Origin of the sequence: Nocardia anaemiae NBRC 100462, assembly GCF_001612725.1 — a bacterium.
Lineage (GTDB): Bacteria > Actinomycetota > Actinomycetes > Mycobacteriales > Mycobacteriaceae > Nocardia > Nocardia anaemiae.
The window spans coordinates 142611-163831 of record NZ_BDAZ01000017.1; the positions used below are offsets into that span (position 1 = coordinate 142611).

17 protein-coding genes are annotated in these 21221 nt (G+C 66.3%); 10 read left to right on the forward strand and 7 right to left on the reverse strand.

From position 1 onward, the window contains the following. Positions 1-5 precede the first annotated feature (5 nt). Entirely contained in the window at positions 6-1511 is a 1506-nt protein-coding gene (locus tag NA5_RS11595) for an FGGY-family carbohydrate kinase (RefSeq protein ID WP_281201705.1), read from the forward strand. 138 nt (positions 1512-1649) lie between these two features. On the opposite strand, the gene NA5_RS11600 is transcribed toward NA5_RS11595, so the two are convergent. The 4 genes from NA5_RS11600 to NA5_RS11615 form a co-directional block, all read right to left on the reverse strand. Then, the gene (locus NA5_RS11600; protein ID WP_062984863.1) at positions 1650-2921 is read right to left on the reverse strand and encodes a sugar ABC transporter permease; all 1272 of its coding nucleotides are present in this window, start codon (positions 2919-2921) and stop codon (positions 1650-1652) included. Further along, a complete protein-coding gene (locus NA5_RS11605) occupies positions 2918-3742 on the reverse strand; it encodes an ATP-binding cassette domain-containing protein (RefSeq protein ID WP_062984864.1) in 825 nt (274 codons plus the stop codon). The genes NA5_RS11600 and NA5_RS11605 overlap by 4 nt, the downstream gene beginning before the upstream one ends. A gap of 30 nt (positions 3743-3772) precedes the next feature. Continuing rightward, on the reverse strand, positions 3773-4867 hold the full coding sequence (locus NA5_RS11610; protein ID WP_062984866.1) for a substrate-binding domain-containing protein: 1095 nt from the start codon (positions 4865-4867) through the stop codon (positions 3773-3775). Between the two features lie 77 nt (positions 4868-4944). Then, entirely contained in the window at positions 4945-6006 is a 1062-nt protein-coding gene (locus tag NA5_RS11615; RefSeq protein WP_062984868.1) for a zinc-binding dehydrogenase, read from the reverse strand. A 195-nt stretch (positions 6007-6201) separates the two neighbouring features. On the opposite strand from NA5_RS11615, the gene NA5_RS11620 reads away from it, so the two are divergent. Further along, positions 6202-7176 carry a sugar-binding transcriptional regulator gene (locus tag NA5_RS11620; RefSeq protein WP_062984870.1) on the forward strand — a complete coding sequence of 325 codons (975 nt, stop codon included), beginning with the start codon at positions 6202-6204 and terminating at the stop codon, positions 7174-7176. A gap of 140 nt (positions 7177-7316) precedes the next feature. Here the strand turns inward: NA5_RS11620 and NA5_RS11625 are convergent, their stop codons facing one another. After that, positions 7317-7868: a dihydrofolate reductase family protein gene (locus NA5_RS11625; RefSeq protein ID WP_062984872.1), complete on the reverse strand. Its 552-nt coding sequence runs from the start codon at positions 7866-7868 to the stop codon at positions 7317-7319. Positions 7869-8440: 572 nt separating this feature from the next. Here NA5_RS11625 and NA5_RS11630 point away from each other — a divergent pair. The 3 genes from NA5_RS11630 (at position 8441) to NA5_RS11640 (ending at position 12389) form a co-directional block, all read left to right on the forward strand. Beyond that, positions 8441-9805 (forward strand): hypothetical protein, encoded by a 1365-nt coding sequence (locus NA5_RS11630; protein ID WP_062984874.1) that lies wholly within the window; start codon positions 8441-8443, stop codon positions 9803-9805. 125 nt (positions 9806-9930) lie between these two features. After that, on the forward strand, positions 9931-11169 hold the full coding sequence (locus NA5_RS11635) for an AAA family ATPase (protein WP_062984876.1): 1239 nt from the start codon (positions 9931-9933) through the stop codon (positions 11167-11169). Beyond that, positions 11166-12389, forward strand: coding sequence for a vWA domain-containing protein (locus NA5_RS11640; RefSeq protein WP_062984878.1), 1224 nt, complete (start codon positions 11166-11168; stop codon positions 12387-12389). The genes NA5_RS11635 and NA5_RS11640 overlap by 4 nt, the downstream gene beginning before the upstream one ends. Before the next feature lie 78 nt (positions 12390-12467). On the opposite strand, the gene NA5_RS11645 is transcribed toward NA5_RS11640, so the two are convergent. Beyond that, entirely contained in the window at positions 12468-12944 is a 477-nt protein-coding gene (locus tag NA5_RS11645) for a GNAT family N-acetyltransferase (RefSeq protein WP_157110344.1), read from the reverse strand. Positions 12945-13354: 410 nt separating this feature from the next. On the opposite strand from NA5_RS11645, the gene NA5_RS11650 reads away from it, so the two are divergent. The 5 genes from NA5_RS11650 to NA5_RS11670 are packed head-to-tail and all read left to right on the forward strand — an operon-like array spanning position 13355 to position 20540. Then, on the forward strand, positions 13355-13864 hold the full coding sequence (locus tag NA5_RS11650; RefSeq protein WP_062984882.1) for a hypothetical protein: 510 nt from the start codon (positions 13355-13357) through the stop codon (positions 13862-13864). Beyond that, positions 13864-15240, forward strand: coding sequence for a hypothetical protein (locus NA5_RS11655; RefSeq protein ID WP_062984884.1), 1377 nt, complete (start codon positions 13864-13866; stop codon positions 15238-15240). Before NA5_RS11650 ends, NA5_RS11655 begins: the two co-directional genes overlap by 1 nt. Before the next feature lie 29 nt (positions 15241-15269). Then, complete coding sequence (locus NA5_RS11660; RefSeq protein ID WP_062984886.1) at positions 15270-16616, forward strand: vWA domain-containing protein; 1347 nt, start codon at positions 15270-15272, stop codon at positions 16614-16616. Between the two features lie 13 nt (positions 16617-16629). Beyond that, positions 16630-17748 (forward strand): ATP-binding protein, encoded by a 1119-nt coding sequence (locus NA5_RS11665; RefSeq protein WP_062984889.1) that lies wholly within the window; start codon positions 16630-16632, stop codon positions 17746-17748. Continuing rightward, positions 17745-20540 carry a DUF5682 family protein gene (locus NA5_RS11670; RefSeq protein WP_157110345.1) on the forward strand — a complete coding sequence of 932 codons (2796 nt, stop codon included), beginning with the start codon at positions 17745-17747 and terminating at the stop codon, positions 20538-20540. The genes NA5_RS11665 and NA5_RS11670 overlap by 4 nt, the downstream gene beginning before the upstream one ends. Here NA5_RS11670 and NA5_RS11675 read toward each other — a convergent pair. Next, positions 20521-21129, reverse strand: a complete 609-nt coding sequence (locus NA5_RS11675) for a helix-turn-helix domain-containing protein (protein WP_062984891.1) — start codon at positions 21127-21129, stop codon at positions 20521-20523. The two genes, NA5_RS11670 and NA5_RS11675, sit on opposite strands and share 20 nt — an antisense overlap. Positions 21130-21221: the final 92 nt, after the last annotated feature.

Below are 21221 nucleotides of genomic sequence, written 5' to 3' on the forward strand. Positions count from 1 at the left end.
TGCGGGTGACTGGGTTGTCGGATCTGCTGCTCGGTGTCGACATGGGTACGGGCAGCACCAAGGGGGTGCTGACAACCAGCGACGGCACGATCCTCGCGACAGCGGTCCGAAAACACGGCATGAGCCTTCCTCGGCCGGGCTGGGCAGAGGTAGATGCAGAGACCGTCTGGTGGGGCGATCTGGTCGAGGTATGCCGGGAACTCGTTCCCCATATCGCAGAGCATCGTCTAGCTGGCATATGCGTCAGTGGCGTCGGTCCATGCCTGCTGCTGTGTGACCAGGATTTGCGCCCGGTCCGGTCGGCGATTCTCTATGGAATCGACATGCGAGCTACCGCGGAGATCACTGAACTCACCGACCGACTCGGTGCCGACAAAGTGCTGCAGCGTTGCGGTAAAGCTCTGTCGACCCAAGCAGTGGGACCGAAAATGCTGTGGGTGGCGCGCAACGAGCCCGACGTGTGGCGGCGGGCCAGCCGGTGGTACAACTCCAGCTCATATGCCGTGGCGAAACTGACCGGGGCCTATGTGCTCGACCACCATACGGCCAGCCAGAGTGACCCGCTGTATGACCTGCGCGGCCAAGATTGGGCCCAGGATTGGATCGGCGATATCACCGGGCATCTCGAGATGCCGCAAATCGTGTGGCCACATGAGGTGGTGGGCGCAATAACGTCCGCCGCCGCACAGCAGACGGGTCTGCCCGCCGGGACCCCCGTCTGCGCGGGCACCGTCGACGCCTGGAGTGAGGCGTTCAGCGCCGGGGTCCGGCGACCCGGGGACGTGATGCTGATGTACGGCTCGACGATGTTCTTCGTCCAGGTTCTGCCGACGCTGCAAACCCACCCGCTGCTATGGACGACCTCTGGCATCGAGCCGGGGCAGTTCACGCTCGCCGCGGGAATGTCGACCTCGGGGTCGCTCACGTCATGGGTTCAGCAGCTGACCGGGGACGTGCCGTTCGAACAGCTCATCGCCGAGGCCGCTGCTGTGCCGCCTGGATCCGACGGCCTGGTACTGCTGCCGTACTTCGCTGGTGAGCGCACGCCGATCTTCGACCCGAGAGCGCGTGGGGTCGTCGCCGGACTCAGTCTGCGGCACGGGCGCGGCCATCTCTTCCGTGCCGCATACGAGGGCATCGCCTACGGCATCCGGCAGATCATCGAGTTTCTCGACAGCGAGCAGACCCCGATCGAACGGCTCGTGGCTGTCGGCGGCGGAACGCAGGGTGGCTTGTGGACTCAGATCGTCAGCGACGTCGTCGGCCGACCCCAGGTGGTGCCGACCCAAACCGTAGGCGCGAGCTACGGCGACGCACTGCTCGCCGCGATCGGAACCGGCCTGGTCCCACCGGAGACCGACTGGGCGACAGTCGGTCAGCTCATCGAACCCAATCCCCGCACCCGGGCACTTTACGACGACCTGTTCGGCGTCTACGACAGCCTGTACGGAGCGACGAAGCCGCTCGTGCACACGCTGTCCGCCATCCAGGAATCCCCCTTCACGGAGTGACTCCGCGCATGCCGGACGGATATTCGCGGAACATGCATGACGGGGCCCTGCTTACCTCTGCGGAGGATTCCGGACACTGGCGCGGATCTCATGCCTGTCCGTGCGAGACGCGGGATCGTCGCGCCAATGAATCGATCCTCACGCCTGTCCGTGCGAGACCCGGGATCGTCGCGCCAAGGAATCGATGAGTACCGCCAGGGCGAGCACAGCACCGGTGATCATGAACCGCGGCGCCGACGACAGATTCAGCAATGTCAGTCCATTCGAAATGGACTGGATCACAAGGATTCCCAGCAGAGCCGAATACGCCGATCCTCGACCGCCGAACAGGCTGGTGCCGCCGATGACGGCTGCGGCGATGGCATTGAGATTGACGTCACCGGTGCCAGCACTCTGGCTGGCCGAGGCCAGCCGAGCCGCCATGAAAATACCTCCGAGCGCCGCGAGCGTGCCGGTGAGGACGAACGCAGACATATAGACCCGGTTGACGTTGATACCGGCCCGGCGCGCGGCCTCGACGCTACCGCCGACCGCGAACATATGCCTTCCCCAACGGGTCCGAGTCAAGCCATAGTTCGCCACCACGACCGCGATGACGAAGACCATGAACATCCACGGCACTCCATTGTCCTGGTTGAGGTACCAGGCGGCGGCGAGCAAGACGACCAGGAGCGCACCGCTGTTGATCAGCCGGGATTGCACGGACGGCCGGGATAGATTGGCCCGGGCCCGTTCTCGGATGTTCGCCAGACCCGCGACGAGCACACCGCCCGCGGCGACGACGCAGATTACATAGGCCACAGCGGGTGGGAGGAACTGCTGCTGGCCGAAGGTCACCAGCTGCGAACCGTACGGAAGGTTGATCGACCCATGGCTGCCGAGCAGCTGAAGCTGAAGTCCGAGGAAGGCGAGCAGGCCAGCCAGAGTCACAACAAAGCTCGGCATACCGAATCGGGTATAGACCAGTGAATAGAGCAGCCCGATCAGCGCACCGCTGAGCAGAGCCGCTAGGACGGCCACCGGCATGGGCCAGCCCTTGTTGACCCACAAGACCCCGAGGAACGCCGCCGACAGACCACTCAGGGAACCCACCGACAGGTCGATTTCCCCGAGAATCAGGACCAGCACGATGCCCAGGGAGATCATGCCGACGGCCGCACTGTCGTACAGCAGGTTGACCAGGTTCGTCGAGGTGAGGAAGACCGGGTTCAGGGTCTGGAAAACAACGGCGATGCCGACCAGACCGACGAGGACAGGCAGCGCTCCCAGATCACCGGAGCGCACGCGGCGACCGAATCCGGTGATCATCGCGCCGACCCCGCCCACACCGACGGTTACTCGGCTGTCCTGGCGGTCGAGTTCAGTGCGCTCGGCCGCCTCGGATTTCGTGGACGTTTCCGTCTGACTCATGACAGCTCCTCTGCGGTGTTCGCCACAGCCGCGTCGACCGCGACCGCTCGCCGGGCCGATCGACGAGCGACGACATTGTCCGTGGCGCCCGTGATCGCCGCGACGAGCTCGTGGTTGCTCGCATCCGGACCGAAGGTTCCGCTGTTGCGACCGAGCCGCAGCACCACGATCCTGTCCGCGACCGCCCGAACGTCCTCCATGTTGTGACTGATCATGATGACTCCGAGCCCCTTGGCGCGCACCCGTTCGATCAGGTTGAGGACTTCCGCGGTCTGTGCCACCCCCAGGGCGGCAGTCGGCTCATCGAGCATGATGAGCCGCGGGTTGACCAGCAGCGACCGGGCGATAGCGACGGTTTGGCGCTGACCACCCGACAGCGACGCGATGGGGACGCGAACGCTCGGGATCCGAGCCGATAGCTCCCCGAGCAGCTCCCAGGACCGGGTCTCCATCTCGACCTCGCTGAGCCGCGTCCTACCGAGCTCTCGACCGAGAAACAGGTTCGCGACGACGTCGAGATTCTCACAGAGCGCCAGATCCTGGAACACAGTCGCGATGCCGAGTTCGAGTGCCGCGTTCGGCGAGGGAATCGTGACGGGCTTGCCGTCGAAGAACAGCTCACCGGAGTCGGGCTGATGGACACCGGACAGAACCTTGACCAAAGTGGACTTACCGGCCCCATTGTCACCGACGAGGGCGACCACTTCACCGGCGTGGACTTCCATGTCGATGTCGGCCAGCGCGGAGACCGCGCCGAAAGTCTTGCCGATACCGCGAAGGCTGAGCACCGGCGTCGTGGGCGATGTTGCCGTGGCTGTCATAAGAACTCTATCGATGAGGTGAAGGCGGTTTCAGGAGATCCCCAGTGCCGTGCATCCGGCGGCATAGGCACCAGTGCACAGCTCCGCCGCAGTGTTGATCTTGGCGTCGACAATATCGGCCTTCAGGTTGTCCCGCGTGACGACCTTCGGCACGAAGAGCATGGTCGGGGCCGTGAAGACGGTTGTCAGATTGCCGCCACCGACGGCCTCGACCGGCTTGCCCTCGACGAGATCCACGACGACTTCAGCTGCTGCGGCAGCAACGATCTCGCTCGGCTTGGAGATCGTGTTGTACTGGTCACCCGAGATCACCAGCTGCAGCCCAGCGTTTGTCGCGTCGTTACCGGTAACCGGTGGAATAGGCTTGACGTTCGCAGCCTTCAACGCGGCAATGGCGCCACCGGCCGTCCCGTCGTTGGCCGCGACGATCCCGCCGATCTGCCCACCGAACCGGGAGACCTGGCCCGCGACCCACTGCTGAGCAGCGGTCGGCGCCCAGTCAGGGGTGTCGTACTCGGCGAGCGTCGCGTACCCGCCGCTGGCGAGGCCTTCGTGAATGCCCTTCTTGATCAGACCGGCTGCCGCGTCGGTCGGTGAACCGTTGACCTCCAAGATCCCTTTGTCGGTCGGGACGCCGGTGTCCTTCATATGCTTGACCAGCGATTCGGCGATCGCCTTGCCGATGGCCTCGTTGTCGAAGGACACGTAGTAATCGACCTTCGCATCCGGGATGGGCCGATCGTAGGCAACGACCTTGATTCCCCTGGCCTGCGCACGTGACACCATGGAGGCCGCGGCCGTGGAGTCGACCGGATCGATCACAATGGCCTTGACGCCCTGCGAGATGGCGGCGTCGAACTGCTGCTGCTGTTTCGCCGCGTCAGCGTTGGCATTGTTGTAGAGCACCGTACAGCTCGCGCACACCTTGCCGAGCGCAGCCTTGAAGCCCGGCGCATCGTGCTGCTCATACCGGGTCGATGCCTGGTCCGGCATGAGGAAGGCGACCTTCGCGCCATCGATACCGCCGGTAGCGGTTTTGGCGTTCTTGCCCGAGCTACACGCCGCGAGCGGCAGGGTGAGGGCAAGAGCGACGACAATGGCGGCCCGGGTGGTCTTAACGTTCATAACGAGGTCTTTCCGATCTGATGTGATGTCCGGGTGGCAGTGGGCGAGCACGGTTCGGCCAGTCGCGAGCCGACCGATCAGGGAATGAGTGAAACCTTGATCGACTCCTTGCCCGACGCGACTAGGTCGAGTCCGCGCGCGAACTCCGCGATCGGCAGCTGGTGGGTGCAGATGTCGTCGAGCGGGAGCTTGCCGCCTTCGATGAGTCGGATCGCAGCAGGCCAGCAGTTCGGTCCTAGATGGGCACCGCGCACGTCGAGTTCCTTGTCATCGCTGATGATCGTCCAATCGACGGTCACCGCCTCCTTGAAGACGCTGTATTCGATGAAGCGACCGAGCTTGCGCAGCAGGTTGAGGCCCTGGATCACCGCCGACGGGTGCCCGGTCGCCTCCAGGTAGACATCGGCGCCATATCCACCGGTAAGTTCACGAACGCGGGCAACGGGATCTTGCTTGCTGATGTCTATCGTCATCGTGGCCCCGGCGCGCGCCGCAAGTTCCAACTTGCGCGGCTCCATGTCCAGCGCAATGACCTGGGCCGCAGACTTCGCCGCCGCACCCGCGACCATGCCGAGGCCGATGGGCCCGCACCCGGCGACGACAACCACATCGGAGAACGTGATGTCGGCCCGTTCGACGGCGTGGAGTGCGCACGACAGCGGCTCCGCGAAGGCCGCGTGCGCGGGGGGAATGTCAGCGCTGATCCGATGGACCAGAGAACCCGGCGTGATGACCATGTACTCCTGCATGCCGCCGTGGGTTGCGCGCTTGAAGCCATAGATGTCGTGCACCTGACACATGTGGTAGTTGCCCTCGGCACAGTAGCGGCAGTTCCAGCATGGAACGATCTGCTCGACGACGATGCGATCGCCTACCTCGACGCCCCAGCGCTCGCGAGCGGCATCGTCGAGCTCGACGATCCGCCCGGTGATCTCATGCCCCGGTACGACCTCGGTCTCCGCCCATGCCGCCCGGTTTTCGTCACCCCAGAACTTCGATGCGCCGTGGTAGCACTTCAGATCGCTCGCGCAAATGCCGACGGCCTCGACCCGGATGAGTGCCTCTCCCGGTCTCCGCGACGGGACCGGTAGCTTCTCCAGCCGGTAATCAGCGGGACCGTGACACACGACTGCCTGCATCGTGTCACCAGCGCCAACGGCTGACCGGGTGTCTTGTCGATCAGTCACGAGTGACTCCTTCTGCCTGCCGCCTCCCGAAGGGAGCGTGTTCTATGTCACTATAGACATCGGTGAACAAATGTACAGCACAAATGTTCAGACTCGATCCAATACTCTGAACATCTGCACACCGATTCGCACGGAAGGAGGATGCCGATGAGAGACCGAGCAGCCGGGAGTATCGATGCGGCCACCCGCCGCCGGTTTCCTCCCGGGCTGGTGTACCAGGCGGCGCGGCTGTACTACCTAGACAACGCGACTCAGGCCGAGATCGCCCACCAAATCGGCACCAGCCGTGCGACCGTGAGTCGTCTCCTCGCCGAGGCACGCGAGACCGGCATCGTCCAAGTCACAATCCGTAACCCGGAGAAGCGGGCGCTGACCGACCTCGAACACGATCTCCGCCAGGCGCTCGGACTAACCGCGGCATACGTGACACCGGAGTCCCCAGGCGTGGAATTGGGGACGCTGCTCGCTCCCCGCGTCGCCGACGCGCTCACCGAATCGCAACTGCGCCCCGGCGATACACTTCTAGTGTCAACTGGCGCAACGGTATTCGCAGTCGCACGGCACGATCTCCCGCCGCTGCCCGGCGTCGTACTGTGCCCGACAGTCGGCGGTATGGAAGAGCCGGAGGCGCACTACCAGTCGAACGAGATCACCCGAGCGCTGGCGCTGCGGGTCGGCGCGGTCCCCGTCATGCTGTACGCCCCGGCCATGCCGACCCCGACCCTGCACGAAGCGTTGATGAGTGACCCACAGATCCAACGGGTCCAGCAACTGTGGCGGTCCGCGCGCGCCGCACTACTCGGGATCGGAGCGCCACCGCTGCACCGCTCGTCGTTGCCGAGCGTCATCTCGGCGCGGGAGGCAACGCTCGAGCACGCCGTCGGTGACATCTGCGCCCGGCCCTACGGACCCGACGGAGCGCCGATCGAGTCCAGTGGGTTCGAGCGCCTCATCGCCATCCCGCTAGAGGACCTCCCGCGCATACCGCACACGATCGGCGTGGCCATCGGCCAAGACAAAGTGGATTCCATCCTCGTGGCGGCGCGCGCGGGCTACGTGAACACCCTCGTGACCGACAGCCCGACGGCGGAGGGTCTGCTCAGAGCGGCTGCCGTCAGATAGACGACGGCCACGACGGCACATCGGTCCGAAAGGTTGCCCGAACAGTTCGTGCACACGTTCGGATCTACTTTGTGGACCTCGACGATCGCACCGCTGCGGTGACGGTCGCGCTCGAAGGGGCTGCTGCGGTTGAACGGACCTCAATCGGCGAGGTAGCGCAGCATCACCACGGTGTTGAAGTGCCTCGTCTCGGCCAATCGGAGCTGGATGCGCTTGTCCAGTGATGGGAACAGCGGTGTGCCGCCGCCGAGTACCACGGGCGAGAAGAACAGCTGGTACTCGTCGATGAGCCCGTGTGGCATCAGCGAGGCCGCCAGGCTCGCGCCACCGACCTCCATGACGCCATCGCCTCCGGCCTTGAGCCTGCGGACCTCCTCGACCGCGTTGTCACTGACCAGGGTGCTGTTCCAATGCACCTCGGTGAGCGTCCGGGAGAAGACGACCTTGGGTTTCTCCGTCCAGAGCGCGCCGAACTCGCGCTCGATGCGCGACGCGTCCTCGGGCACGTGCGGCCAGTACTCGGCCATCAACTCATACAGGCGACGACCGTGCAGCGAGACCTCGATCTCGCGATACCTGTCGTTGTGGAACTGGTGCAGCTCCTCGTCCGGGACAGTCCAGTCGATGCTGCCGTCACGGTCGTTGATGTAGCCGTCCAGGGATACGCCGAACGTGTAGATCAGTTTCCTCATGACCGAGTAGACCCCCTACGCCCTCCAAACTCATCGGACCATACCCGGCGTTCAGCCATATCCGTTGGTTTTCGGCGATCTCACCAGTCGGCGACCCATGTCCGACAGCCGGGTACGGCAGATTCCGGCGAGGTCGTCGGCCCCGTCCCGCGCCAGCTCGCATAGTGCAGGGACCGCCGGTAGTCACCAAATGACCAGCGCACAGCCTCCAGCGATATCGACCACCAAGCTAGCGGACTGCCGTGCCCTTGGCAGGCCGCGACGGCGGCACGAATATTCCCAAGACTATGCATACACAGCGCTGAAAGCCGCTGCGGCACTGATGAAGTCGCCGTAGTGGCAATGCGCCTCGAGGTCGAAATCGCCGCCACGGACCAGGTCACCGGCCAATAGGAACCGCCGACGATCTGCCTGCCTGCACTCCTTTGTCCACGCACGATACGAAGTCTGTCCGATGGTGACCGGTCGCGAGCCCGTGTTTGGCGAGGTTCGGCGACACGCTCTATGATCGGCGCGATGATGATTCCTTGCGATCGCAGATTGGGGGTCCCGTTCGTCCAAGGTGAGTGCTGATGCTCGCTGCGAAGACGAATGCGGACGATTCCCGCCTTTCCTTCTGGCCGCGCGTGCGCGAGTTCGCCGTGCCGCCCTCCATGATCGAGACAGCTACCGCTCGGCGTCGCGCCGGAGATTGGGCCGGGGCCTGTGCGGCCGCCGGTTTCGATGTCGATCTCGATTTACGTTCTATGGCAAGGGCTTACGGCCGGGAGTTGGTGGCCGAGGTCCGGTCCGATCTCCGGCATTTGGCCCCGGATCTACTGCGCTGGCACCTGCCGAGGGTTGCTCCGGATGGTTTGCTCCGGCCGGGATTGACGATCACGCTCGCTCGTTACCCCCGTGGCAGAGCCGGTTTCGTGCATCTAGTGGTCCGAACCGCGCCAGCTTGGGCGGATGCCGGGCAGCGGGTCGGCCTTGCGCTGTGGGATGGGCCCGGAACCGCAAGCGGCTTGCATCCGCATCCCCGGCCGGACCGGCGTTTCCGGATGGATCTGCACCGTCACCTCTGGGATGCGCGCAGGGCCGACGAGCTGAGAGTACGGTGCGGAGCCGAACCGGGCGCCGACCGGTCGGCGCTGGACCCGGCTCTCCTGGAGATTGTGCCGCCCGATCGCGGCTACGCCGTTGATCGCTGGGGCGCCGAGGCGCGAATCCTGCTCGATTCCGAAGCGCGGCAGGAGAATACGTTTCTGGTGCGGCTGGGTGCCCGACAACGGGTGATCGCCCAACTGGGGCCTGCTGGCGTGCGGATCGCGGCGGCATATCCGGCCGGAGCTGTCTCCGCGCTTCCGGTGCTGCCCGACGCCGCGACCTGGCAACCACCCGACCTGGAACTGCTTCGCACCGACGTGATCTCGCTCGATCCGCTGCATCCGCTGGTCGCCGCGGCGCTGGCGCCGGACTATTCGCCGAGCGAATTCCTCCGGGGACCAACCCGAGCGGAGCGAACGCACCTGGTGGAATGCGGCGGCGAGCAACATCGAATCGGCCTGGTCGACGGTGCGCTGACCGCGCTGGACCACGACCCAGGCGAGATCCGGCGCGAGGAACTCCTGGCCGCCTTGACCGGCACCCCGCTGCCCTGCCTGCAGGCCATCGATCTGGCACACCGCCAACCGGACTGCCTCACAGGCGTTCGCGAACGTCTCGCACATGGCGACGTCGCAGGCGCGATCTGCGTCGTCGAAAGCCTGCTCGGTCCCCAAGCGATCCTGCGCGACGGCGCTCTCCGGGATGAACTGACAGCCACCGCGCAACAGCGAATCACCCACGGGCTCTATCGATCCGGGCTGTCCGAATCGCAACTCGCCCCGGACTACCCCGGCGCTCGCCGTCCACGGGATCGCCGCGCGCACCCGCGCAACGCGACGACCTACTAACCGCCAGAGCAAAGCGCTCCGGACTGCTTCCCGATCTTTGCGACTACTGCGCACCGCCGCGCGGCACGACCGCCTACTTCTCACAGCCGTATCCGTTAATCCTCCTCCAACACAAGGTGATTCATATGTCTGCTGCTGTCACGCCCGCCACCAACTGCGCGGCTCACGCCTCCCAACTCGATATCGCCGCCGATCTGCTGACACTGCTCGGCGAGGCCACCACCGAACCGCGCCTCAACATCCAACTGGAGGCCCTAACCCTGGCGGTGGCCGCTGACCTGCCGGTGCTGCTGTGGGGTGAGCCGGGAATCGGTAAGACCGCGGCCCTCACGCAGCTCGCCGAAACCTTGGATCTTCCGCTGACCACGGTGATCGCGAGCGTCCATGAGCCGTCGGACTTTTCGGGCCTGCCGATCATCGGCGACAACCCGTCGGAGCACGGTGTTCCGATGGCGCCACCGGACTGGGCGGTGCGATTGGTCCGGGCGGGCCGGGGCCTGCTGTTCCTCGACGAGCTGTCCACCGCGCCGCCCGCCGTGCAGGCTGCCCTGCTGCGGCTCGTGCTGGAGCGGCGGATCGGTGCACTGAAGCTGCCGCCCGGCGTACGGATCGTGGCCGCAGCCAATCCGCGCACCTCGGCGGCCGACGGCTGGGAGCTGAGCCCGCCGCTGGCCAATCGGTTCGTGCACCTGCAATGGGTGCACGATCACGATGTGGTCGTGCGGGGTCTCGGCGGCACCTGGCCGCGTGCGACACTGCCGCAGCTCGACCCGGAAAAGCTCACGGAGGCAGTGGCATTCGCGCGTCGCGCGGTGTGCGTGCTGCTCGCGGCGCGCCCGAAGCTCGTGCATCAGATGCCGAGCAGTGAAGCGCGCCGGGGTGGCGCCTGGGCTTCGCCGCGCAGTTGGGAGATGACCCTGCGGCTGATCGCATTCGCCACCGCCGCGGGGTCTTCCAGGGATGTGCTGTCGCTGTTGGTCCGGGGCGCGGTCGGGGATGGACCGGGTTTCGAATTGCTGACCAGCATGGACCGGATGGACCTCCCGGACCCGGAGACGCTGCTGGCCGATCCGGCGGGCGCTGAGCTACCCGAGCGCGGGGATCTGCGCCAGGCCGTGCTCGACGCTGTGGTCGCGGCGGTGCGTAAGCGCCCGGAGCGATCCCGCTGGGATGCGGCGTGGGTGCTGCTGGTCAGGGCGGTCGAAACCGGCGCGCCGGATCTGGTGGTCATCCCCGCGACCACGCTCGCCACACTGCGCCAAGGAAATTGGGAAGTCCCCGCGGCGATCGAGAAGCTGGCGGGCGTGGTGTCGGTGTCGCAGCGCGCGGATCGCGCCGCCGATCTCGTGCGGGCGGCCCGATGACGGTTCAGAAATTGGATCTGGAGAAGCTCTTCGCCGCCCGGCTGTACGCCGTCCGCGTCCGGCCTTACTTGGCGACCGCCCTGTTCGCTCTGCACATCGTCGAATCGCACCGCGTCCCGACCATGAGTGTGGACCGGTACTGGCGCTGCTACGTTTCGCCCGCGTTCGTGAACAGCATGCCCGTCGAGGAATTGGCCGGGGTCTTGGTGCACGAAGTCTCGCACCTGCTGCGTGACCATCACGGCCGCGGTGAGCGCTTCGCCCGCGAGCACGAGCTCAGCGGCCCTGGGGAACGGCTGCGTATGAATATCGCCGCGGATTTCGAGATCAACGACGACATCTTCGGCGACGGACTGGTCCGCCCGGAGGGCGCGATCCTGCCCGCCGACATCGACTTGCCCGCAGGCAAACTCATGGAGGAGTATCTGCGGGAGTTCCGGTTCGGGTCATACACGCCGGGCATGGCGTGGCTCGATTGCGGCAGCGGTGCCGACGGCCTGGAACGCGAATGGGAGCTGGGCCCACTCGCCGCGGATGGCCTCAGCGAACAAGAACGCGATGGCGTGCGCTTCCGGGTCGCGCAGGGCATCATCGGCCGCCCGGGCAACGTGCCCGAAGGGTGGCGGCGCTGGGCGCAGGAAGCATTTCATCCACCGCAGCCGTGGCGCGACCTACTCGGCGCGGCACTTCGGTCTGCCGTCTCCGCGCCCGGGGTCGGCGAGGACTACACCTACGGCCGACCCGCGCGACGCTCGGCCGGTGTTCCAGGTGTCATCTTGCCGAGCCTGCGGCGCACGCCACCTCGCGTAAGCGTGATCATCGATACCTCCGGTTCGGTCAGCGACGCCGAACTCGGCAGCGCCCTCCTCGAAGTGACCGCCATCTGCCGCGCCGCGGGCGGCCGCCGCGACCTGGTCACCGTCTTCTCCTGCGACGCGGCCGCCCGGATCGCACACCCGCTCTGCGCGGCCGAGGGCATACCGCTGGTGGGCGGCGGCGGAACCGACCTACGCACCGGCTTCGCCAAAGCCCTTCGCGCCCAACCTCGTCCGGATGTCGTCGTGGTCCTCACCGACGGTCAAACGCCCTGGCCCGAGACCAAGCCGAGTTGCCGCACCGTCGTGGGCCTGTTCCGCCGGGCCGTGTCGTGGAGCGAACGCGATCCCGACTACGTTCCGGACAGACCACCAGCGTGGGCGCGAGTCGTCGAAATCGGCTAGCCCGGTACTGCTACATCCGCGGCCCCGAGGGCATCATCATCGGGCTGGTCGAGGAGCTCAACTGAAGTAGATTGCCAGTCAGCGCAGGACGAATATGTTGTACTCGGCGCCGTCGGTGGTGGCGTTGAACGTGGAAACGTACTCGAAGCCAAGGGATTCCACGACGCGGCGGGCGCGGGTGTTGAAGGCCGCCACTGTCACGCGAAAGGCCGCGGGGCAGAAATGCTCGCGACCATAGGCCAGCCCTGTCGCGATCGCCTGCCTGCCCAAGCCCCTGCCGAGGCCGGTGAGGTCGGGCCGCAGGCCGCCGCCGGTATCGAGGGCCGAGTCGTCGTACGCGCCGCCAGGGACGCGGCCGTCGAGGCCGAAGGAGCGGAAGCCGAGCAGCGCGCCCTCGTCGTTCACGAGCGCGCGGAAGCCATTCGCGGGATCGGTGAAGTAGGCCGGATCGGCACCGATGAGGTCATAGGAACGATACGGCGGTGGATAGCGCCACGTGGTCATCTCGGCCGCGAACTCGGAGGTCATCTGGACGATGCGCACGCGCTCAGCCAACCCGCTCTCATTTCTGCCCGTCAATGCCTTTCCACCTTCTTCACGGTGCGTGGACCGGGTAGCCCAAGGCTGCGCCCTTACCCAACTCAGTGCTGGACCAGCCCGCCGACGGGAACAGCTGTGGTGCGTGCGAGTGATCCCCGTACCCCGGCGGACGCACCGGATTTGCGGGGTCGTCCCACGGGTGTGCTGGTCGGGCGGCGCGGTCGCTGACGCCACTTGCATCGCAAATGCATTGCGGGGAACGGGAATAGGGCATTTTCGTGCGCGACGCTCGCAGTTCATCGTGATCCGGCAAGTAGGCCTGGAGGGCGCGAAGTGTTGCTCACCAGCCGATTCGGGCTTGGGACCGCACTTGTCGGTGCCCTCACCTATCTTGGGCGCATCGTGATCGATCGGGAGGGAGAACGATGGCCTCGAATCCGAGTGCCACGCCGGATGATTCGGCATGGGAAAGCGTTTCTGTCGTGCGGGTTCTGCCCGCCGTCGCACCGCGCAAACTGAACAAGGTGCCGTTCGTGGAGCTGGCCGACGGACGCCTCCAGGGTGTGGTGTCGAGTGGCTCCGATATTTCACGCGTGTACGTGGCGTCGGTGACGGCTGCGACGCATGGGCTGAGCTGTAGCACCAATAACAACCGGCCGTGCGGTGGGTTGAACCAAGGGTGGGTCTGCAAGCATCTGGACGCACTCATCGACGAAGCGGTGCTCCAGTACGGGCAGGACCGGGTGGCGCGCTTCCTGCGTGTCGAGGTCCCTGAGGGCGTCCGAGTCGCGCACTGCCTCAATGGAACTCGGGACCCGGCTCCGGCCGCCGCGGTGTTCAGCCGGTTCCTGCGGCATCTGACCTACCTGGAACTGCCGGGTAGCGCGACGCCGATCCCGGAACTGCACTGGTTCCCGGCGGGGGTGGGTCGCTGATGCAGGCTGTACAGCTAGCCGCACTGGCGGATGCGCCCGCTGGCGTCGCGGCGGCCCTTGACGCGGTGAGCGGCTTCGATACCGCGCTGGTCAACGGCTTCGCCCGGGTTTCCGAACCGCAGCGCGCGGCACTGGCGGCGCTGGCCGCAGCCGTGGCGGGTTCGCCACTGGCCGAGGCGGTGGCGGCGGCGGTGTCGAAGGTGAACACAGGGGCGATCGGCACGGATGAGCTGTCGGGGCTGGCTGCCGCCCGTGCCGCCCTGCTGGGCGCGGTGCACGACGCATTGGTCGACCAGGCCGATAAAGCACTGGGCCGCAATCGATCCGAGTGGACATCCGCGCCGGAGGTCGCCACCCCGAGCCCGCTCGCGGCGGGTTCCCGCGCCTGGCTGGGCGAACTGGCCATCGCCGGATGGCGCGGCGTGGACCAGGACCTGGTGGCGGCCGCCGACCAAACCGTGGAGTCGCTGCTGGCAGACCCCGAGCTGCGACGGCTGGCGACGCTGCTGGACGGCTTCACCGCCGAACTGGGCGCCTGCACACCGATCGCCACCATGGACCGAGTGCCCGCGCGACGCTGGGCCGATCTGTGGACGCGTGCACTGCTGCTGTCCTGGCGCGGCGCGGAATCCGCTGTGACCGAGTCGGTTTCAGGTCGGCTGCTGCCGCTGGGCGTGGACCTACACGAGCACGGGACCGCCATCCAGGCCCAGGTGCACGGCGTGCTGGAGATCGCGGGCGCACCGGCCCGTCGGGTGCGGGTATCGGTGGCCGCAGCCAAAGTGGACACCATTGTGGGACCGGCGGTTTGGCAATTGCTGGGTGCGCACCGGCAGTTGCTCACCGCGCTGGCCGAGCAGCGGGCACTGGAACTCACCGACATGCCGCTGACGGCGACCGGTGACCTGCTGTGGGATGACGATCGGGCAAAGGCCGGGGAGGCCGCCGATCCGTTCGTCACCGCCACCGTGCAGCTGCCGCAGGCGCAGGCCCCGGCCGTCGCGCCGCTGGATCGCGATCCGGTGCACATCGCCGAACCGGTTCTGCTCGAGGGGTACCGATTCCGCGATGGCACAATGGAATTGGGCGAGCAGCGGATTCGAGTGGAACTGGACGCGCTGCCATCCGCCGGTCCGCTCACACCAGCCGCGGTGACCGCCTCCAGCACTCTGATCGGATTGCTGCGCTGGGATACCGGCGGCTGGTCGGTGCGACCGCTGGCCATGCGGCGCAAGGTCAAGAGCGCACTCACCGCCTTCCACAACGGTGACTGGGCGCTAGGACCGACCGATCCGAAAGTCGCCAAGGCACAGGCCAAGTCGGGCGATGCCGTGGCGGTGTTGCGCGAACGCGCGGGACGGTTGCTGCGCAATTGACTACTACATCGCGAAGCGATTCCATCGGGATGACGGCTGGGCCGAATCACGAGACGCGCCGACAGATCCTGTACTGGCGTCTCCTGGCCGGTGTGTTCACCGGGGATCAGCAACCGACGCTCGAACAGGCGAGCGCGGGCATCGTCGACGATCTGGGGCTACCGCTGGCCGTGCTCGATCCGGGCATTTCCATCGACAATGTGGTGCAACGCTATCCGGAGATGAAGGCGGAGTTCGAAAGCCTCGACTTCTCCGAGGCCGTCGACTCCGCAACCGAGACCGTAGATTCCGCAGCCAGGACCGATGCCGTGGCCGATTCGCCCCGGCGCGTTGGCGTGGCCGATGTCCGTACCGCCGCACTGGTTTCCAAGCTGCTGCTGAACGTCTTCGCCACCGGCTCCGGCCAAGTCAGCGCCACCCAACTGGCGGGCTGGCAGTCCGACGCCAACTGGCTGCGCCGCAGTCTGGGCGAGGAGCAGGCCTGCGCCGTGCAGGGCGTGCTCACCGGTCTGGAAGGCGAACTGGTGTCCCGCATGCGGCTGCGCGAAGTGCTGGCCGATCCGCACCTGGCCGCCCAGCTCACTCCGAGCATGTCGCTCATCGAGCAACTGTTGCGCGACAAGCATAATCTGTCCGGCGTGGCCCTGGCCAATGCCAAGCGCCTCATCCGCCGCTACATCGACGAGATCGCCGAAGTCCTGCGCACCCAGGTGCAGCAGACCAGCGTCGGTTCCGTCGACCGCACGGTCGCGCCCAAGCGGATCCTGTCCAACCTGGACGTGGACCGGACCATCTGGAAGAACCTGCCCAACTGGAATCCCCAGGACGAGCGTCTCTACGTCGACCGGCTCTACTACCGCCAGACCGCCAAGCGCACCGTCCCCGCCAGGATGGTCGTGGTGGTGGACCAGTCCGGTTCCATGGTCGACTCCATGGTGAACTGCACCATTCTGGCGTCGATATTCGCAGGCCTGCCCAAGGTGGACGTGCATCTCATCGCCTACGACACCCGCGCCCTGGATCTGACCCCGTGGGTGCACGACCCGTTCGAGGTGCTGTTGCGGACCAATCTCGGCGGCGGCAACGACGGCCCGGTCGCCATGGCCATGGCTCAGCCCAAGATCATCGACCCGAAGAACACTGTGCTGGTGTGGATTTCGGACTTCTACGAGTTCGACCGCTCCCAGCCGTTGTTCGAGGCCATGGAGGCGGTGCACCGCTCCGGGGTGAAGCTCATCCCGGTTGGCTCGGTGAACAGCTCCGGCCACCAGAGCGTCAACCCGTGGTTCCGTGAACGGTTCAAAAACCTTGGCACCCCGGTGATTTCCGGACGCATCCAGAAGCTCGTGCACGAACTCAAGAACTTTCTCGACTAGGAGACCAGCCATCATGAACGACGTTTTGCGCGCGCCCGCCGAGGTCAAGTACGCCGAGGAACTGGATTGGCTGGAGTCCATCGACGACGGCCCCAAGCCGTTCGCGTGGCGGCTGAGCCCGAAGATGGTGCGGCTGTTCATTCTCGGCTCCGAACGCGCCGACGGACTGGACCGCCAGGTGGAGCAGAAGTGGTTCGGCGACCGCAGCTTCGTCGAGCGCAGCATCGTCACCCTGGCCTCGGACCGGGGCCTGCTGCTCATCGGTGATCCGGGTACCGGCAAGAGCTGGCTGGCCGAGCTGCTGTCCGCGGCTATCAGCCGCAACTCCACGCTGGTGGTGCAGGGCACCGCAGGCACCACCGAGGACCACATCAAGTACTCGTGGAACATCTCCATGGTCATCGCCAAGGGCCAGTCCCGGGAGTCGATGATCCCGTCCCCGATCATGACCGCGATGGAGCAGGGCGTGATCGGCCGCTTCGAGGAGCTCACCCGCTCCACCAGCGACGTGCAGGATGCGCTGATATCCATCCTGTCGGAGAAATACGTCTCCATCCCCGAACTCGACGACGACAATGTGGTGTTCGCGCAGCCGGGCTTCTCCATCATCGCCACCGCCAACAGCCGCGACCGCGGTGTGAACGACCTGTCCTCGGCGCTCAAGCGACGCTTCAATTTCGTGCGCATTCCGGTGGTGTCCAACAAGAAAAGCGAGGCGGAGATCGTGCGCTTCCGCACCGCGGAACTACTGGGCCGCCATTCCATCGAACTGGAACTGCCGCCCACGCTGCTGGACATCCTGCTGGAGAGCTTCGCCGATCTGCGCGCCGCCGCGGCCGCCGCCACCAGCGACGAGGACAAACTGGAATCGGCGCTGTCCACCGCCGAACAGATCGGCGTGCTCGAGGACGCCATCCTGCACAGCCAGTTCTTCGGTGCGAAGGAATTGCGCGCCGAGACCCTCGCCGGTTCGCTGGTCGGCTCCCTGGCCCGGCGCACGCCCGAGGACCTGGCCATTCTCAACAAGTACCTGCACGGAGTCGTCGAGCCGCGCACCAAGGACAAGAAGGGCAATGCCGCCTGGGGCGAATTCCTGGCGGGCGGCCAGGCGGCGATCGCGAGGCTGTCGTGATCGTCTCCGATGCCCGGCCCGCGCCGAATACCTTTGCCGCGCTGCGGGATCAGCTGACGGACGCGGCCGTGGCGTTCGCCGGGGCGGCGGGCGACATCCTGGCGGGCATGGTCGACGATGTCGACCGGGCGCTGTCGGAGCGACTGGAGATCTTCCCGGTGTGTCACCACTCGCCCGCCTCCGGTCTGGCCATGGTGCGGCGGCTGCGCGAGAAGCAGCCGAGCGTCATCTACCTGGAACTGTGCGAAGACATGCGGCCACTGCTGGAGGAAGTGCGCAACTGCCGGTTGCCGGTTGCCTTGCAGGCCTTCGCCACCGATATCGATGGCTTCCCAGCGGAATGGGCGCCGCTGTCGGTGGTCGCGCCGATCACCGAATCATCGGCCGAATACCAGGCCATCGCCTACGCGCTCGATACACCGGGCGTCGAACTGGTGCTGGTGGATCGGTCCACCGATCACGTCTTCCAGTGGGCTCCCAAAGCGGCGAAGTCGGAAACATCCCCTGACGGCGAGCAGCCCGAGGACGACGGCCTGCACGGCGAAGCGGTCGGCATCGAAATCGGTGATCTGCGACCGCGTTTCGCCGAGCTGGAAGAACATCTGCTCCACCACGGCAAGGTCCGGCACTGGTCGGAATGGTGGGACCAGTACGTCGAGCAGCCCCTTGTGGACGCCGACTACGACACCTACCGCCAGGTCATGGTGATGATCGGCAGCCTGTTCCGGCGGCTGCGGCGCGGCAGCACCGTCGAGGACGAGGATCGCGAGCGGTACATGTGGACCCGCATGCGAGAACACCTGGCCGCCAACGGCATCGATCCCGCACAGGCGTTGTACGTATGCGGCGCGGCCCATGCGGCCAGCCCGGTCGACCAGTTCGGGCTCGGATCGGACGCTCCGTTCGAGATCTCGCCACGTTCGGCCACCAAGTGGCACTACGGGTTGATCCCATCCAGCCACTCCGCCATCGAGGCGCAGTTCGGGCTGGCGGGCGGCGCGGTGTCGATCGCGGCGGCCACCTGGGCGAAGGGATTGCGACGCGGCAAACTGCAGTCGTTCCGGCTGGAAGGCCAGCAAGGGACGAAGAAGCGCGCCAAGAAACTGGCACTGCCCTCGGGAGAACCCGAAGTCGAAGTGGCAGACCGGCTTTCGATCTTCCTGTCCCGGCCGCCGGTACTCGACCCACTCGATGAGGCTGAACTCCTGGAATGGTCGGTGGATATCGTCCGACTGGCCCGGCGCAACGGCTACCTGGCCAGCACCGCCGACGCCATCGCCATCTTCGAGACCTCGATCCTGTTGGCGGGCTTGCGCAATCGTGCTCGTCCGACGCCGTACGACTTCCAGGACGCGGCCGTCACCTGCCTCGAGAAGGACCGGGTGCCGGGGCGGCGCGATGTGCGGCGGCTGTGCGAAATCCTGCTCGGCGGCGACCGCATCGGCCAAGTCGGCTACGCGGCGCTGCCGCCGCTGGCCCGCGACGCACTCGACCGGCTGCAACCGCTGGGATTAGACCTGTCCAAGCGGACCCTACAGCGCGCTCTGCTGGACCTGAAGGCGAATCCGGACCTGCGGCCGTGCTCGGATCTGCTGTGGCTGCTGCGCAGGTTGCTGCCGCAGGACGCGCTGCGGCCCATTATGGGCTCGCGCGGACTGGGTGAGACCTCGATCCAGGAGAGCTGGGATATCGGGCTAGGCAAATATCAGCGCTCGCTGGTGGAGCTCGGCTACGAGGGTGTGTCGGTGGAGCAGGTGCTCGAGCAGCGCCTGCGGCGTGCGGTCGCCGCGCCGGACGCGACAGCGGCCGTGGCGCTCGGCGCGGTCGAGGATGCGCTCGTTTATCTGAGATCGGTCCGGCTCGCCGACGAGCTGGGCAATCGCGCGGTCGAACTTCTCGCCGCCGAACGAACAGTAGACGACGCGCCCGTGGTGCTACGACGTATCCGGTTACTGCTCAACTACTTCCGCTCCACCGAAGACGGCTTGCCCTCCTGGTGTGAACGTTTCGTGACCGCCGGGTATGCGCACTACTGCACACTGCTGCCCACCGCCTTCGCCGCCGAGGAGACCGGACCGACGCAGGTGGCGGCCATGCTGGGCTTCCTGTTCGGGATGGAGAACCTGGCGCTGTCGCTGGGCTGCGATCACACCCAGTTGGAACTGGCAGTGCTGCAATCGCATCCGGAGGTGCCTGCCAAGGTGGCCCTGCTGTGGGCGGCCCGGTTCCAGCTCGGCATGCTGACCATGGCCGAACTGCGCGAGCGGTGCGACGGGATGCTGACCAATCCGCTTGTGCTGCCGACGGTTCCGCAGTACGTAAGCGGTTTCGTGCAGGCCATCGACCCCGCTCCCGCCCTGAAACCCTTTGTGGTGGAGCTGTTGTCGAAGGCCTTCGGCACGCTGCCGGACACGGTGCTGCTGCCGTGGCTACCGAAGCTCATCACCACACTGAAGGACCAGGCGGGCGACCTGATCCCGGGCCTGATCCGGGAAGCGGGCCGCACCTTCCCCGGCGCACTGCCCGCCGTGGACACCTTCGTGCCGCCCTGGTCAGTCGAATCCGCCACGGCCGCAACGCCCGTGGCGGCGGCACCGCGCGGACCGGTCACCGAACTACTGGCCGCCCACCCCACCGCCTGCGGCGCGCTCGCCGGACTGCTCGGCGTCGAGGGCGGCTGGCAGGAGACCGGAAACCGCGAGGTAGCCGGTTTGCTCGACCGATTCCCCGCGACCGCCGCCGCGCTGGCTGCGCAGCGATGGCTGCAGCCGATCAGGTTCGGCGCGAGATGACCATGATGTATTCACAGGGAGCGTTCGTTCGGTTGGCGAAGCCGTGGTCCGCGTCGGCCTGGAAGAACAGGGAGTCGCCTGTGTTCAGGGTCTCGCTGATCCCGCCGATCGCGACGGTGAGGGTGCCTTCGAGCACCACGAGTTGTTTCTCCGTGCCCGGCGGATACGCGGGCAGCAGCCCGGTAGAGACCTGCGCGGGGAGGTAGTGGACGACCATCTCGGCTCCCCCCGCGCCCGGGGCCGCTGACACCATGTGCCGTTCGAAGCCCGTTTCCGGGTCACGGAAAACGGGGCGATCGTTCTTGCGCATGACAACGGCCACACCAGACGCGGCAGCAGCCGCCCCACCGATCAGGTCCGAGAGCGACGCGTCGAGCGCGTGGGCGATCCTGGACGCGACGCCGATCGTCGGGCTCTTCTCACCGCGTTCGACCTTGGACAGCATCGCCCGGCTGACCGACGACTGTGTGGACAGCTGCTCCAGCGTCAGGCCCGCCTCCTCGCGGCGTCGCCGCACGTTACCGCCGAACGCGCCGGCCAGGTCGTCACCGTGCTGTGGTTCGGTCGCGTTTCGGTTTTGCTCGACCACCGTGCTCCTCGATCGATTGGTATTTCGCTGCCCACAGTGTATGTTTCTCCTAAAGAAGAAAACGTCTTCCATCGGAGACGAGCCGTAGGCGC